Source organism: Geovibrio ferrireducens (assembly GCF_026226615.1).
Taxonomy (GTDB): domain Bacteria; phylum Chrysiogenota; class Deferribacteres; order Deferribacterales; family Geovibrionaceae; genus Geovibrio; species Geovibrio ferrireducens.
In genome coordinates this window covers 104,387-118,694 of record NZ_JAJAPB010000001.1, presented here as the reverse complement: position 1 = coordinate 118,694, position 14,308 = coordinate 104,387, and the positions used below count along the sequence as shown (strand labels likewise).

General features: G+C 47.6%; 13 protein-coding genes. 3 read left to right on the top strand and 10 right to left on the bottom strand.

Going from position 1 to position 14,308, the window contains the following annotated elements:
- The first annotated feature begins 101 nt into the window (after positions 1 to 101).
- Together OSQ85_RS00535 and OSQ85_RS00530 are read left to right on the top strand one after the other, a co-directional pair.
- The gene (locus tag OSQ85_RS00535) at positions 102 to 1,031 is read left to right on the top strand and encodes a YitT family protein (RefSeq protein ID WP_265820680.1); all 930 of its coding nucleotides are present in this window, start codon (positions 102 to 104) and stop codon (positions 1,029 to 1,031) included.
- A 147-nt stretch (positions 1,032 to 1,178) separates the two neighbouring features.
- On the top strand, positions 1,179 to 2,552 hold the full coding sequence (locus tag OSQ85_RS00530; RefSeq protein ID WP_265820679.1) for a PAS domain-containing sensor histidine kinase: 1,374 nt from the start codon (positions 1,179 to 1,181) through the stop codon (positions 2,550 to 2,552).
- Here the strand turns inward: OSQ85_RS00530 and OSQ85_RS00525 are convergent.
- From OSQ85_RS00525 to OSQ85_RS00490, 8 genes are all read right to left on the bottom strand, one after another.
- On the bottom strand, positions 2,549 to 3,121 hold the full coding sequence (locus OSQ85_RS00525; RefSeq protein ID WP_265820678.1) for an NUDIX domain-containing protein: 573 nt from the start codon (positions 3,119 to 3,121) through the stop codon (positions 2,549 to 2,551). The genes OSQ85_RS00530 and OSQ85_RS00525 overlap by 4 nt on opposite strands.
- A 19-nt stretch (positions 3,122 to 3,140) precedes the next feature.
- A complete protein-coding gene (locus OSQ85_RS00520; protein WP_265820677.1) occupies positions 3,141 to 3,497 on the bottom strand; it encodes a response regulator in 357 nt (118 codons plus the stop codon).
- Positions 3,487 to 5,631, bottom strand: coding sequence for an ATP-binding protein (locus OSQ85_RS00515; RefSeq protein ID WP_265820676.1), 2,145 nt, complete (start codon positions 5,629 to 5,631; stop codon positions 3,487 to 3,489). Before OSQ85_RS00515 ends, OSQ85_RS00520 begins: the two co-directional genes overlap by 11 nt.
- Positions 5,632 to 5,795: 164 nt before the next feature.
- Complete coding sequence (extO, locus tag OSQ85_RS00510) at positions 5,796 to 7,076, bottom strand: selenite/tellurite reduction operon b-type cytochrome iron-sulfur cluster-binding subunit ExtO (protein ID WP_265820675.1); 1,281 nt, start codon at positions 7,074 to 7,076, stop codon at positions 5,796 to 5,798.
- Entirely contained in the window at positions 7,027 to 8,841 is a 1,815-nt protein-coding gene (gene extM / locus OSQ85_RS00505; protein ID WP_265820674.1) for a selenite/tellurite reduction operon c-type cytochrome ExtM, read from the bottom strand. Before extM ends, extO begins: the two co-directional genes overlap by 50 nt.
- A gap of 148 nt (positions 8,842 to 8,989) precedes the next feature.
- The gene (gene extJ, locus OSQ85_RS00500) at positions 8,990 to 9,208 is read right to left on the bottom strand and encodes a selenite/tellurite reduction operon protein ExtJ (protein ID WP_265820673.1); all 219 of its coding nucleotides are present in this window, start codon (positions 9,206 to 9,208) and stop codon (positions 8,990 to 8,992) included.
- 20 nt (positions 9,209 to 9,228) lie between these two features.
- Entirely contained in the window at positions 9,229 to 10,464 is a 1,236-nt protein-coding gene (gene extI / locus OSQ85_RS00495) for a selenite/tellurite reduction operon porin ExtI (RefSeq protein ID WP_265820672.1), read from the bottom strand.
- Positions 10,465 to 10,486: 22 nt separating this feature from the next.
- Complete coding sequence (locus OSQ85_RS00490) at positions 10,487 to 11,806, bottom strand: hypothetical protein (RefSeq protein WP_265820671.1); 1,320 nt, start codon at positions 11,804 to 11,806, stop codon at positions 10,487 to 10,489.
- An 845-nt stretch (positions 11,807 to 12,651) separates the two neighbouring features.
- Between OSQ85_RS00490 and OSQ85_RS00485 the strand changes: the two genes are divergently transcribed.
- On the top strand, positions 12,652 to 13,038 hold the full coding sequence (locus OSQ85_RS00485) for an acyl-CoA thioesterase (RefSeq protein ID WP_265820670.1): 387 nt from the start codon (positions 12,652 to 12,654) through the stop codon (positions 13,036 to 13,038).
- A gap of 29 nt (positions 13,039 to 13,067) precedes the next feature.
- Here the strand turns inward: OSQ85_RS00485 and OSQ85_RS00480 are convergent, their stop codons facing one another.
- Positions 13,068 to 13,598, bottom strand: coding sequence for a hypothetical protein (locus OSQ85_RS00480; protein ID WP_265820669.1), 531 nt, complete (start codon positions 13,596 to 13,598; stop codon positions 13,068 to 13,070).
- 97 nt (positions 13,599 to 13,695) lie between these two features.
- Positions 13,696 to 14,097: a large-conductance mechanosensitive channel protein MscL gene (gene mscL / locus OSQ85_RS00475; protein ID WP_265820668.1), complete on the bottom strand. Its 402-nt coding sequence runs from the start codon at positions 14,095 to 14,097 to the stop codon at positions 13,696 to 13,698.
- Positions 14,098 to 14,308: the final 211 nt, after the last annotated feature.

Sequence of the window (14,308 nt, the reverse complement as noted above, 5' to 3'; positions counted from 1 at the left end):
AAAGCTTTTCAGTATTCGATTCTTCCTGTTTGACTTGCATTAATCCTTGTCAGGTAGTATTAGTGGCATTGTTTCATTAACTATTCCGACTCAGGAGAGACATGCAGCAGAATCAGCTTAAGGGGCCTCTTTATGTGGTTCCTAAAAAAAGTTTTATTTTAAGATTTATCTACAACCAGTTTCTGATAATCCTTGGCAGTGTGCTTGCTGCTTTCGGTTACGTGGTGTTTCAGGTTCCGTTTCAGATTGCGGCGGGCGGCGTAAGCGGTCTTGCGATTATAATCAATGAATACACAGGGCTCACAGTGGGGATGCTGTATCTCATTCTTAACATACCGCTGCTTGTTCTCGGTTATTATCAGCTCGGCGGGCTGAAATTTCTTCTCTCAACCATAAACTCGGTTGTTGTTTTTTCACTGGCCTCTGATGTTTTCGTGCGCATTCTTCCCCTTTATATGAAGGTTTATCCCATCTCTCAGGATCTGCTTCTCAACTGTATATATGCAGGCGTTTCAGTGGGGCTTGGAGCAGGGATAATTTACCGCGCCGGGGGGAGCATGGGCGGAACAAGCATTCCCGCGCGCATCCTCCAGAAGCATACGGGTTTTCCTCTCAGTCAGTCTTTTCTCTACACGGATATAATAGTCATAGTTCTTGCCGGGTTCGTTTTCAGCTGGGAGAAATCCATGCTCGCCCTGCTGACCCTTCTGCTCTGCGGCATGGCATCCGACTTTGTGCTTGAGGGTGTTAGTCAGGTGCGTATAGCCTGGATCATTACTGACAATCCGAAGGTGATGAGCCGCACTCTTATGACTGAGCTTCAGCGAGGGGTGAGCATGTGGCAGATGACCGGCGCTTATTCCGATACCGAGCGCACCATGCTTTACTGTACAGTGAGGCGCTCGCAGGTTTCTGACCTTAAGTTTCTTGTGTCGTCCATTGATCCCAAGGCTTTTCTGGTTATAGGCACGGCTCAGCAGGCATGGGGAGGCACAGGCTTCACGAACCTGAAATCACCGTCCGGCAGGTAAACACACTACTAAAGCTGCAAAAGGCCGCCTGACTGAGGTCTTTTTTATTTTGAAACGGATCATTATATATAATGATTTTAACTCTGCGTGACCTTCAAATGTTGTTTTTTCGTGAAAAATCAATATGATTACGTGCGAAGGCGGGCTATGAAAAGCTTTAGACTGATTGCGGAAATATCCGAAAAACCGCTTTTTCTGCTTGACGGAGACGGAATTGTCCACGGCTTTAACAGGAAAGCAGCGGAGCTTTACTCTCTGTGCGAGGAGAATACGGGAAACGTGAAGATATGCTCCCTCTGCCGGAATACGGCTGAGGAGTGTTCGTTTTCTAATCTTTTCTCCGGCGGTTACAGAAAAAAAATTACCCACGGCGCTGTGCATATGTTTGCAGCGGACAGTTCCGCCAGAGTTATTCTGGAGCTGTATCCGTTTGCGGAGGATGATGAACAGGACCGGGGAATGATTATCTGCTCCGTAAGGCAGCCGGATGAGGAAGTGCCCCTGGCAGAAAGGGCAGAGAAGGTTCCTTTTGTCCTCAACAGCCTCTCCGCCATGGTCTATGTGATCGATCCCGATAATTTCACACTCCTTTACATAAACAGCTACGCTATCGATGTTCTGGGTTTCAGTGGCGGCTGGCGCGGTGAAAAATGCTGGAAGGTAATCCACGGGCGGGATGAAAGGTGCAGCCACTGTGCTATGGAGGCGGAAGCCGCTGACAAAGTCTCCTCTGAGGAAGTTCTCAACGGGCGCTGCGGAAGATGGTATCTGGAAACAGGAAGGCTTATCCCTTGGGACAGCGGACGGAATGCGCGCCTTGTTATAGCCCATGATATAGACGAAAGGAAAAAGCTTGAGCTGCTCCGCGAGGATGTGGAGCGGATTATGCGCCATGATCTGAAAACCCCTCTTAATTCAATCTATCTCCTCGGACAGACTCTTGAAGCTTCGGCAGAATCAGAGGAAACCCGTTTTCTTGCATCAAAAGTTATAGAATCATGCTTTCAGCTTAATGCGATGATAAACCTTTCGCAGGTGCTTTACCGCCTTGAAAGGGGGGATTACACCGTAGCCAAGCGCGGGATGCTGCTGAATGAGCTTCTGGGCAGGGTCTGCTCGCACCTTGAAGGGCTTACCGTGTCCTACAGGGTGAGCATAGAGAGGATCTTTTCCGGCAGCATCTCAGGCGTGTTTCTTATTCATGCGGATGATCTGCTTATTTACTCATGCCTGTCCAACCTTGTGAAAAATGCAGTGGAAGCCTCCCCTGAAGGTGGAATTGTAACCATAGAGTGCGAAAAATGCGGTGAGCAGGACATAATTTCAGTCAGCAATGAGGGGGATGTTCCGCAGGAGATTGTGGACAGGTTCTTCGAGAAGTATGTGACAATGGGGAAAGCCGCCGGAACCGGATTAGGTACATACTCCGCCAAGCTGCTTTCTGAGGCGCACGGCGGCAGCATATCAATGGAAACAGGCACTGGCTTCACCCGTGTAACGGTGAGTCTGCCTGCATTTTAGAGCTTATTCTGTATAAACCATATCAGCCCGAAGAGAAGCCCCGGTGTTTTCGGCTTTGATTCATCCATCATAAAAGAATGTATTTCGCTGAACGGCAGCCTGATTACCTCAAGCCTTTCCGTGCCGACACCGCCGCCTGAGCCTGTTCTTTTTGAATCATCAACTTCGGCATAATAAAGCGTCTGCCTGCTTCCGGCAAAGCTCACTGCGGTGAAGAAGGATGTTATCCTTTCAATATCCTCTGTCCGCACAGAGTAGCCTGTCTCCTCCTGAATCTCTTCGCGGACTGTTTCTTCCGGGGACAGGTCTTTGTCGGTGATTCCGGCGCAGAGCTCGTAGGTTATTCCGGTTTTTTCACGCAGGAAAACCGGCGGGCGGAACTGGCGGACGAGAATAAGCTCGCTGCGCAGGGTGTCCGCCAGAATAACCGCAACGCTGTCATGCACTTTGATAAAATCCCAGTTTTTGTTTATTCCCTTCTGGGTGTAGCTCATTCTGTGGAGGCTTATGTAGGCGGATTCCGGACAGTCGGTTATTGTTATTTCATCGGGAAAGAGGTCTTCCTTCAAGGCGTGTTCTCCAAAGCTTTCAGCAGGCGAAAGCCGCTTCAAGGCTTTTCATAAGCTCTTTGGTATCAATTGGCTTGTAAAGTATTGTCACTCCGGCATCATTAAGCTGTTTGGCCTCATCACGGTACGCCGTGGTAACTATAATCGGGGTGACAGTGTTGTGTTCCCTGATTTTTCTTATGAGCTCGAATCCGCTCATAACCGGCATCGAAAGATCTGTAACCACTGCGTCCACTTTGTTCGTCTCAAAGAGAGAGAGCGCATCCTTACCGTTGCTGGCAATGAGAGTATCCGGGTATTTCTTGCTGATAAATTTGCCCAGTATTTTCTGTATAATAATGTCATCTTCTGCGTAAAGAATGGTTTTATTGTTCATCTGCAATATCCTGACTAAGTGTAATCTCCACTCCTGCCCCTCCCTCCGGGTTGTTGTAGATACGGATTTTGCCTCCCATGTGCTTTTCGATGAGAAGCTTGGTGACATACAGTCCTATCCCTGTCCCTCTGCCCTGAGGTTTGGTAGTATAATACGGATCGAAAACTTTTGACAATGTTTCGTTTGCAATTCCCGTTCCGTTATCCTTCACCGTTAACTTAATGATACCATTATAACAGGATAATTCTACACTTATCGTCCCTTTGTAATTTTTATCCTCCATGCATTTTTCTTCCACTGCGTAAATGGCGTTGCTCACTACATTCATAAGCGCCTGACGGAATTCGCCCACATAGCCGAAGGCCGCAATATAGCCGGAACTGCACACCGGCATGCTGTAGTCGTTCATGCAGTTGTGCTTTTCCCCGTCACATTCGCATGTGTATTTGAGGTCTATGTTTTTTGAGGCGATCTGGGCACTTATCATCCGCAGGAGATATGCGGTCTCCTCCGCAACATTGAACTGCTCCTGCTCCTTGGAGGGGAGGAAGAAGGAGCGGAAGTTGTCTATGGTATCGGACATCTGTGAGATAAGCAGCATGGACACTGATTCAAACTCGCTGAGATCCTGCTCTGTAAGGGCATTATCCCTTATTCTCTCCGCCGTGTCCTGAATGTATATCCCCAGAGCATTCAGCGGCTGACGCCACTGGTGGGCTATGGCATTTATCATTTGCCCCATGTCTGAAAACTTCTTCTGCATTTCCAGGTGCTTTTCGGTTTTCTGCCTTTTCTCGACCTCCTCCTCAACCTTTGCGGCCAGGTGGCGATTCATATCCTCAAGCTTGGCATATGCTTTTTCAAGGCTGACTTTGAGTGCGTTTTCTTCCGTAACATCCCGGCAGAAGACAATGTTCATCCTATGGCTGGTGAGTGAGGCGCCTTCCGCGTGCACCTGAATGCGTTTTCCGTCTTTTGTTCTGAAAGTATACATTCCGCTGAGCCTGCCCGTCTCAGACAGTGACTGCTTCACCTGATTCCTTGTTTCCGTGGTTTCATAATGAAACAGGGCGATAAAGTTCATCAGCATCATCTCGGCACCACTGTAGCCCGTCAGGTGCTCCGCCGCAGGGTTTGTTTCCAGAAGATTAAGGCCGGAATCAGTCACAAAAACCGCCAATGGGGCGTTGACTATGTAACCCCGGCATTGGGCTTCCTTTCTTTCAAGGGTTAATATGGTTCTGGCATATTTTTTTTCAAGCCCGCCTATCATCTCCATGAACCCCTTTCTGATTATGAACAGAATCAGCATGACAATAACAGCCGCCGCGGCAGCGCTTTTATAAAGGTAGGACTTGACCCATCTTGTTTCTTCCGTAACGTCCAGAACAAAGAGAAATTCCCCCGTCTTTTCGCCGTTGAACTCCGTTATGGCTATATCGCTTATAAGCAGGAAGTTTCTGTCATCAACCTCAATAAGATCGGGGAATTTATCGCTCTTGAGCTTTCCGTATATTTTTTCAAAAAGCTCAGGTGAGTTATTGAAAATTTCAAACATATTAACGGATACTTTGTTTGTCAGTTTCATCTGATAGTGTGATGAGCTCTGCATGTTTATGAGAATGCTTGCCGAGTATGAGGTGAGGCTGGAGAGCCTTGTGGCGATAAAGCTCGCATCAATCGCGGTGTCAAATGCGCCGATCAGGCTTCCGTTATGATATACCGGGTTTATCACCCTGAGAGAAAGGCCGTATCTGCCTGTTTCAAAACCGGACTGCATCTCCCCTGTTTCCAGTGCTTTCCTGAGCATAGGGCGTGAGTCAATGAGGTTGTCGCCGAACTGTTCCGGATCGTGAGCCCGGTAAAAGGATGTGCCGTCGGTGAGCAGAAAGTGCATTACCGTGCGGACATTGCCGAAATCCCCTTTCAGGTGTTCGAAATAAGGCTCAAGGAGCAGCGACAGTTTTTCTCTGTCCCTCTCTGCAAAGGCGGTGATCACTTTTTCGTTGGAAAGAGCATCGTTATTGAAATTTAAAAGCAGTTCCAGAAAGCGTTTAGGAAGATCTTCCGCCAGACCGTGCAGCCTTGTCCTGTCCCTTTCCGTCATCAGTTTGAAGGCCTGATGATTTCTCACAAGGGAAGAACCTATAAAATAGGCACAGAGAACAAGAATCAAAAAAGTAACGAATAATGATACTCTTTTTGAAACTGGCAGCATAGAGGCTCCGTTGGGTCAAAGATAAGATTAGGTTATTATAACCGATATTTCGATGCTTCACACGCTAATGTGTTCCTTTGTCATTCTTTCCTGATACCTTTTCTCAGTACCGAATCCTTGAGTTGCTTCCATTTCTTTATTGAAAGCCTCTTATAGAGCGGGTCATCGTCTGTGATCCTTTTATACTCCTCATCATTTATAAAGCGGCCGTTTGTAACCTTGAAGTCCTCTTTGTTATGGAAGCTTTCGATCTCAAGCCCGTCTTTTTTAAGATCGAAGATCCGCTCTTCCTCTGTTTCACGCATAAGGCGCTTATTGTTTTTGTGGCAGCTTTCGCACATTACAACCTCACGCCTCACAGTATGAGGGAAAAGAGCCTTGTAATTATTCGCCAGCATTTCGTTCTCTTTCCCTTTGGCTCCGTCACCGACCACATAGGTGAAGAACGCTGTGTACTGAGGCCGTATGGGCGAGTATTTACCCCGTGAGTTTATGCCGATGGGCGGCGGGGTGTAGTCTTTGGTGTGGCTGCTTTTGGCATATTCGTTATTGGGTGTTTTCACCCAGCGGAAGTAGTCGTCATATTCGGTGTTCCGGAAGCGTATCCAGAATGTGCCGTATTCCTGCGAAGCCCACGCAGAGTGGCATGTCCAGCATTCCATCTTTTCCATATGCTCAGGGATTGAGTGTTCTACGGATGAGTTTTTGTTTACCTTGTGGCAGTCCGTGCAGGTTTTGGAGAAGGGCTTCCCTTCCGCCAGACTCTTCATGGAGTGACATGCTGAGCACTGCATCCCTTTTTCATGGTGCACATCGGGGAGCATTTTTGCGTAGAGTTCATCGTTGTGCTCAATGCCTCTGCCGTAGCGTTCGTGGTCGTCCCGCACACCTAGTCCCGTGTATTCGTTCCCGGTGTAGTATCCGCTGTGGCATGTTGTGCATGCATCGGTTTTCGGTTTAACAGTCTCGTGGACGCTCTTGCCCTTGTGGCAGTCAGTGCAGGAGGTCACATGGCAGGATGAGCAGTTTTTGGCGTAGAACGCAGGGTCTTTTTTGCCGTATGATTCATGGACAAACTTTTGCTCCGCGTCACGCTTGTGCATGGGGCTCGTCAGCATGTTTTTATAACCCGCATGGCAGGTGAGGCAGCCCTGCGCGCCCGTGCGGAACTCTGCTGCTTTTGCGTAGTGGGTGTCGTTTTTTATATGGCATGATGTGCATGAGGCATTCTTATGCGCATCCGTAAGCTTAACCTTGTGGCAGTCCGTGCAGGCTTTGCCTTTGGTGTCTATCTGTTCGCCGTATGCTGAGCTAGTCAGCAAGAAGAGGCTTATGCACAGAATCGGCAAGAATCTTTTCATAGTCTATCTTTTTCCCGTAGATTTTTTTGTCGCCTTTGTCATGGCATATTATGCAGCGGTTGGCATCGAATATCCGGCTTATCTCCGCAGGGGTGAACACCCTCGATGTGTCACGCACAATGTCTGATGTGACTGACATTTTCCCGCTTTTCATCGTATACAGCGAATCAAGCGGCTTATCGCACTGGTCGCACATGTATGAGCTGTCTATGTTCTTTTTTGTGATTGATACCAGCCCCTGTCCGAATCCGGCAAACATGAGATCGGAATGGCACTTGCGGCAGGTAATGGCTTTCTTCCCTGTGTTGTGTCCGTAAAACGGTGCGAACTTGAATTTTTTGCCGCCTTTATAGTTGAAGACATGCTCTTTGATTTCCGCTTTCCCCTTTTCATCCAGCACAGTGAGGAAGGTCTGGCAGCCGGGGGTAACGGGAGCTATCCTCCCTTTCTGGTTTATTCCCATGGGGAAGGGAAAAAACGAGCGGAAGTCTTCTTTCTCGCTGAAAAGCCCCTTTGTCTCTTCCATCTTCACCCAGTCCATCATAGTCTGGGATTTGTCATAGGTAGTGTGGCAGCCATAGCACTGGATTACTGTTTTGGAGTGGCAGGTGTAGCACTCCATGCGCTCATGCCCGTACACTGCGTGGTCTGCCGTGTTAGTGACAGTCTTTATCTCAAGGCGCTTCCCCTCTCTTTTGGTATAGAGGATGAATTTTCCGCCTTCCTTTTTCACATTGGAATACATGCGCCCCTTGGAGGTGAGCACCATCTCATCGCCGTAGTTCGCTTTTACCCTGTAATACTGTGACTCCCTCAGCGGAGAGTCGCTCTCTTTGGTTATTTTCCCCGTCCTAGGCAGAGCCTCCGGTGTTCCGTGGCAGTCCTCACAGGCGGTTTCAAGCTGCTGGTACATGTTTTCATAAAAGTAGCCGTCCCCCATCATATCCCGCGATGTGTGACAGTCTATGCACTCCATGCCGAACTCCTTATGAATGTCAGCCTGCATGTGCTTTATACTGCGTATGCCGTCCATGAGCTCAGGTCCCGGTATGCCGCCGTTTGTGGGTACAAGGGAATTGTTGCCGTCGTACTCGCCTCTGTAGGAGAGGGCGATTCGCCCGCTTCGGTTATGGCAGGTTAGGCATACATCATCATTCGGCAGAGGGTTTATCACATGCTTTTCAGGGTAGGGTTTCTTTCCGAGAATAGTTTTATCGCCGCCTGCGTAAGCTCCGTCCACACTGTGGCTGAAATGACAGGCAGCACATCCGGAGGAGTGGTGTGCGCGGTAGCCTATAAGCTTGTCAAACCCCACATGGCAGCTTGAGCAGAACTTTCTGTACAGTTCGCCGGAAAGCTCCTCAAGCTCAGTGACCTTCGGCAGAGCTACCCTGTTGCCCTCCGCATCAAAGCCTTCGGAACCGCCGGTGCTGTAGTGTTTTCCTTTGTAGTCGTCCCATGCCTGCTGGGCATTTTTTATAATGCCTGTGTTGGTGTACATCAGGGTGGTGTTGACCCTGTCATGCTGATACTGGTGGCAGGTTCCGCAGCTTTTGTCCCATACGGACGGGTCAGAGGGGTTTCGCCCGCCGAGCATATCCTTATGGGCTGCGTCCTTATCCCGTGTGCCGGGATTTCCGGCGTGGCATACGGTACAGGCCAGCTTATGGTTTTCGGAAGTGTCCTCTATCCCTGCGTGGCACTCGGTCACGGTGCAGGACTGAACAGTATTTTTCGGGGCTGCAAAGGCATTTCCGGAAAGCATAATCAATATAATCTGAATTAGAAAAAACAGTTTTCTGTGCATGAATCCATCTTAAGCTTTTATTATTTTTTTGGGAAGTGAAAGCGGTTTGAATGAGGCAGGGCGGCCAAAGCCGCCCCGCCGTAGTATAACCTTAAAGAACAGCCGATTAGCAGCCCTGAAGCTGGAAACCGCCTTTGGGGGAACCGAGTGCTTCAACTTTTACATCGTCGCCTTTTTTAACGTCGATGTCTTTGTCGAGTTTGATTGTGATGGTTGTGCCGTCTTTCTCAACAACTTTGCCTTTGGACTGTTTAACAGCAGCGAAAGCTGCACCAGCCACAACAAGAGTAAGTGCAATTGCAATTACAGTGATTTTCTTTTTCATCTTTTCTTCCTCCTTAAATATTAGAATCTTACCTGCAGGTACATTTCAAAGGTGTCGAAATCCTGCTTGTTGGTATCTGCTCCGACCTCTTTATCAAAGTCGGTAATAGAGTACTGGCCTACTATTTTGATGTCGTTGCCGGCGAGATAGTAGTTAGCGCCGAAAGCGTAGAAGTCAACTTTGTTGTCTGCGTAACCGTTGAGCGAAGCGTATTCAAAGCTGTCATATCTGCCGAAGAACTGGAGCTTGCCGGGGCCTATGTCCATGGGGAGCATATAGCCTGCTTTCACATAGTAGCCGTTTCTCTGACCGTTAGCGCCGTTGAATGTGCTTGCCGCAACGTTGTCAGTGAGGGCTGAATCAGGGTCTGCGCCTTTGTGAAGGTCATCAAGGTCTATGTCAAGGTATGCGCCTGACAGAGTGAATGTACCTGCTGAAGTGGGTATTTCAGTGAAGAAATCCAGAGAGTACGCGCTGTAGTCAACAGCGTCTGCTCTGTTTGTGGCATCCTTGAACGCAACATCAGCTTCATACTGGTATGAACCGCCTACAGTAAGGATTTTTTTCTCACCGAGGTATGAACCCTGATAGCCGTAGCCTGTTTCCTTGTCAAACATAGTGAAGTGCAGACGGCCAGTGTAGCGGAATCCTGAGTTGGGAACATAGCTTCCTACGCTGCCTTCACCGCCGGATTCACGGCCTTCCATTACATCAAGTCTGTACTGGAGGTAGTCGTTGGCAAGGTTGCCCCATACTGCAACACCGTAGTCTCTGCTTGTTTTGAAGGGAGCAGCGACAAAGAGTGAGCGGTCGAAGTTAAGGGGAGTAAAGCAGCCTTCAAGGTTTTCCCTTGTGAGGTTGTGCTTAAATTTACCGAGCGTAACGTTGAATGCGTTGTTCTGGGCGTATCTTATCTGCGCGTCAAGAACATAGAACTTCTCGTCGTCAGTGAGTGAGTCTTTCACGCCGAGGGGGTTAACAGCTTTGTCATCAAGATACTCTGTCTGAAGATAGAAGCTGAGTTTATCATTGTAAGTGCCTATGAAGCCGAATCTGTTTCTTCTGAAGTTGAAGTCTGCCGTGTCGTCTTCACCCTGATCGCCTGAGCCTGTGTTTCTCATGGTAACGCCGAACTGACCTTCATAGAAGAATTTCAGGTATTTGCCTTCGCCGAGCTCAATGGGCTTAAAAGCAAAAGCCGAGCTTGCCATGAGCATCACAACCAGAAAGAATGTAAAAAACTTTATATTTCTCATGTTTATCTCCCTCTTAAATTAATTAGCAGCCGCTGCCTATGCTGTCGCCAAGACCGCCGCCACCGTTTCCGGCAGGTGTGGCATTGTGGTATTCATAGTCTTCCTCGTATATTTCATTGCCTGTACCTGTGTAGTTCCAGTCAACAAAAACACCGGGAGCTCCCACGAGTGCTGTCTGACCGCCGTTTACGCTGAAGCTGTAAAGAGATGTGTCATAAGCGGGAATAAGCCCCTGAAGAGGACCGTCTGCTTTAAATGCGTTCCACTGGTTGTTTGAACCGTCGTAGAGAACAACAGGAATACCGAGGACATCAACAAATGCTGTATAAAGAGCAGAAGCAGAGAAGCCTGCACCGCAGTGAACATATATTGTTTTGCCGGCAAAGAGAGCAAGAACATCGTCCCATGTGGTCACTGTGGCAGGGTTGCTGTCAGCCGCGTAGGAAGCGTTGATGTTCGCTATTATTGTCGCCTTGATGGTGTCGGCATCATTAAACTTGCCGTTTACGTGAACAGAACCTGCACCGAGGAAGAAGGAGTGCTCGGTTTTTATATTTCTGCTGCCTGCTGCTGTAGCCTGAGCGAATATTACTGGAGAACCGTTTTCAACTGCATCTATAACTTCTTTAATGGAAGCTCTTACCTGGCTTTTAAGTACAGGGAGTTTCTTTACGCTGAAAGTGCTGTCTGCGGGGTCATAAAGTGCAGTAACAGTTGTGGGCGCAAGTGCGGGGAAAGCTGCTGCGAATGCCGCTGTGCCGCCGTCAAGAACCTTGATTTTTGCCTTTGAGAAGCCCCAGTAAGTGAAAATCCAGTAGGTTCTCCACACATCATACTGGGCGCCTGAGCCTGTGCCGGTAAGAACAAGTACAGTTTTTTCAGTAATTCCGAGATCCTGAACAATAGCATCAATCCTTGAGCCTGTGATCATCATGGCACTGGATGCACCGTGTCCGGCTCCGCTGTTATAGCCGGTTGTGTCGAGGGGGCCTTCCGCTCTGTTATCGTTATAGCCGAAAGAGCTTATTGCTCCTTTAGCCACAGAACCGGCTATCTTAGGTGCTACAGCTGATGCGTAGTCTGTCATTACATCGAAGACAACAACGGGAGAACCATCGGCTGTTTTAAAGCCGTTATCTATCCATGCTGCGAGGGTTTCGGGCTGGATAAGTGACGACTCGCTGGAGTAATAACCGTTCCACCATGAATACGCAGGGGGGTTGTTTTCGTACGATGTGTCGACCGAACCGCCGCTTCCGCAAGCTGCGGTCATGCTCAAAAGAGCTGTGAGTGTTGCAAGTAGAATGAAAGAATAAAATTTCCTTACACTGCAGAACTTCATAAATTTCCTCCGTTATTTGCTGCTTTACAGGAATTTTTGCCGGATAGAAAGCTGGCTTGACCTCCTATTGGTATTTTCTATGACGGCAATTAAAAATTAAATATCTGCTTGTGGCTTAGTTTTGTCCGTTTGTTAAATAAAAGATGACAAAACGTTCCCATTTCTTGAACGATTATCTGCATCTTGCGTTAAAATGTCAATAAATTCTCACAGGTAAAGTTCAGAGTTAATATGCTGAATGCGAATATTTGGATTCTTGATTATATAGCTATCTTATTTATAATACAGCAATTTATCTTGAGGGGGCGTTTTTGTATTTGTAAAGATTAGGTAAAAAAATTAAGTTTTTTATACGGTATTAAACTCTGTCCATGTATTTTTGGTGAAATTTATTTCATTAATCACGCATATATTATTGTAAATAAAAGACTTTATTTGGAAGGGCGCATCTGCCGCGGTGTGTTGATCTGCGGGTCTCTGTCCGATGAAAATTTTGATCCCAAAGACTTTTTTTCTGAGCCATTGTAAATGTGATGAAAATGTAACCTATTGAGTCAGTGGTAATAATTCATATCCTAGCTGTTAAGCAGGAATTAACGGTACGCCTTTTTTCCGTCAAATATTCCCGTAGAGCGTCTTGACGTATAAATGGTTATAAAATAGCAAATAAATCATATTAGCCAGCTAGTGATTATATTATTATGTTTCTCGATATATCGTAGGCATAATAGTCGGACGAATGGTGTTTGTCCTCATTTGTCCGTGAGGATGTGAAAATTTTACAGATAAGCTATGGCGGCGTTATGCTCCTGCATGTTATATATTATTTACCATACGGAGGTTTTATGGATAACTATGTGCTCGTAAGACCCGAACATCTCAATCACTACGGTTATCTTTTCGGCGGCATGATGCTGAAATGGATAGACGAAATAGCATGGCTTGCCGCTTCTCTGGACTTTCCGGGCTATTCCCTTGTGACAGTTACCATGGATAAGGTTATCTTTAAGCACAGGGTGGAGAACGGTTCGATACTCAAGTTTATAACCCTGCCGGAGAAGATAGGCCGCACCTCTGTGAGCTACAATGTAACGGTTGAGGCGGATGCGCCGGGTGCTAAAGAGGTAGTGGAGGTGTTCTCCACCAATGTGAAGTTTGTGGCTATAGACGGTGACGGAAAGCCCGTGGCTCTTCCGCAGGAAATCCAGCTGCGGAGCGGAAAAGTGCCTTAAAAGGGCTTCCGCGGAAGCCCTTTCAGCGCTTAGGGTATTACATAGTCCGGGTTATCGGAAAGTTTTCTTGCTTTTATATACAGATCGTACTCTGCATCTGAGCCGAGTTTTTTCATTCCTTCTATTTCGATTATAAGATAGTAGTTTCCGCTCACTGCAAGGTTATGCACCGTGTCCGGAGCAGGATTGATTTTTGTGCCGTCTATCTGGTATTTGCCGGAGTTGTCCGCTGTGAGGGTGAAGTTCTCGGATGCGGAGCCGTTTCTGCTGTCAATCACATAAGTGACAGCGTAGTTCATGGTTTTTGTGGTGGTCTGGGTTTCAATCTCCATTTCTCCGAGGAAGCTGGTTGCGTTGTCGGAGTCTACAGTCATGTTGTCATAGGTTTCAATATACTGAGAGATTTCGTACTTCCCTCTGAGGGTTTTGTTCTGACCCAGCTTGATTGCTGTGAGGGTGTTGCCTGAGGTTTTGTTGTCGTCTTCTTCGTCGGTTCCCCAGCAGGCGCTGAGCGAAAAAATAAGGATTACAACAAGAGCAAGCCGCTGAATTGTTTTCATACATTTTCCTCCGTGAAATAAAAATAACTTAGCATAAATGACTATGCGTGTCATCAGTGATGTTCTGCGTTATAAAGCGGGGGTAAAGCCCCCGCTGTTATTTGTTTTTGAGAATATCGCGTATCTCGCCGAGAAGCTGCTCTTCCTTTGAAGGCTCCGGCGGAGCTGCCGGGGCATCCTCCTCTTTCTTTTTCAGGCTGTTCATCCCTTTGATAAGCAGGAAAACGGCAAACGCCATTATAACAAAGTCCAGCACCGTCTGTATGAACCTGCCGTAATTGAGGGTAACAGCGGCGGCATCGCCGGAAGCTGCTTTAAGCGTTACTGCAAGCTCGCTGAAATTGACATTGCCCAGAAGAAGACCCAGGGGAGGCATAAGCACATCAGCAACAAGGCTCGAAACTATTTTGCCGAAAGCGCCGCCGATTATGATACCCACCGCCATGTCCGCAACATTTCCGCGCATGGCAAATTTCTTGAACTCATGAATTATAGCCATAAGTATCTCCTTAAGATGACAAATATTTACTAGTATAGCACATAAAACAGACCGATGTGAACAGGCGTACAGACCTGCCTGACGCAGGAGTATGCATATCCCTGTCTGTCTTCGGAAAGTTGCAGAAGAGGAAACTGTCTTATGATTAATTCCGGTGTATAGCAGCCCTGTCTGCAAAGCGTCTCCAGCGCCTGAATGGTACACCTTTGAG

Coding starts and splice junctions, on each gene's coding strand:
- extJ (WP_265820673.1), bottom strand. CDS start 9,208: ATGAAAAAGAAAATCACTGTAATTGCAATTGCACTTACTCTTGTTGTG.
- mscL (WP_265820668.1), bottom strand. CDS start 14,097: ATGGCTATAATTCATGAGTTCAAGAAATTTGCCATGCGCGGAAATGTT.
- OSQ85_RS00535 (WP_265820680.1), top strand. CDS start 102: ATGCAGCAGAATCAGCTTAAGGGGCCTCTTTATGTGGTTCCTAAAAAA.
- OSQ85_RS00485 (WP_265820670.1), top strand. CDS start 12,652: ATGGATAACTATGTGCTCGTAAGACCCGAACATCTCAATCACTACGGT.
- OSQ85_RS00530 (WP_265820679.1), top strand. CDS start 1,179: ATGAAAAGCTTTAGACTGATTGCGGAAATATCCGAAAAACCGCTTTTT.
- OSQ85_RS00480 (WP_265820669.1), bottom strand. CDS start 13,598: ATGAAAACAATTCAGCGGCTTGCTCTTGTTGTAATCCTTATTTTTTCG.
- extI (WP_265820672.1), bottom strand. CDS start 10,464: ATGAGAAATATAAAGTTTTTTACATTCTTTCTGGTTGTGATGCTCATG.
- OSQ85_RS00490 (WP_265820671.1), bottom strand. CDS start 11,806: ATGAAGTTCTGCAGTGTAAGGAAATTTTATTCTTTCATTCTACTTGCA.
- extM (WP_265820674.1), bottom strand. CDS start 8,841: ATGCTTTCCGGAAATGCCTTTGCAGCCCCGAAAAATACTGTTCAGTCC.
- extO (WP_265820675.1), bottom strand. CDS start 7,076: ATGAAAAGATTCTTGCCGATTCTGTGCATAAGCCTCTTCTTGCTGACT.
- OSQ85_RS00520 (WP_265820677.1), bottom strand. CDS start 3,497: ATGAACAATAAAACCATTCTTTACGCAGAAGATGACATTATTATACAG.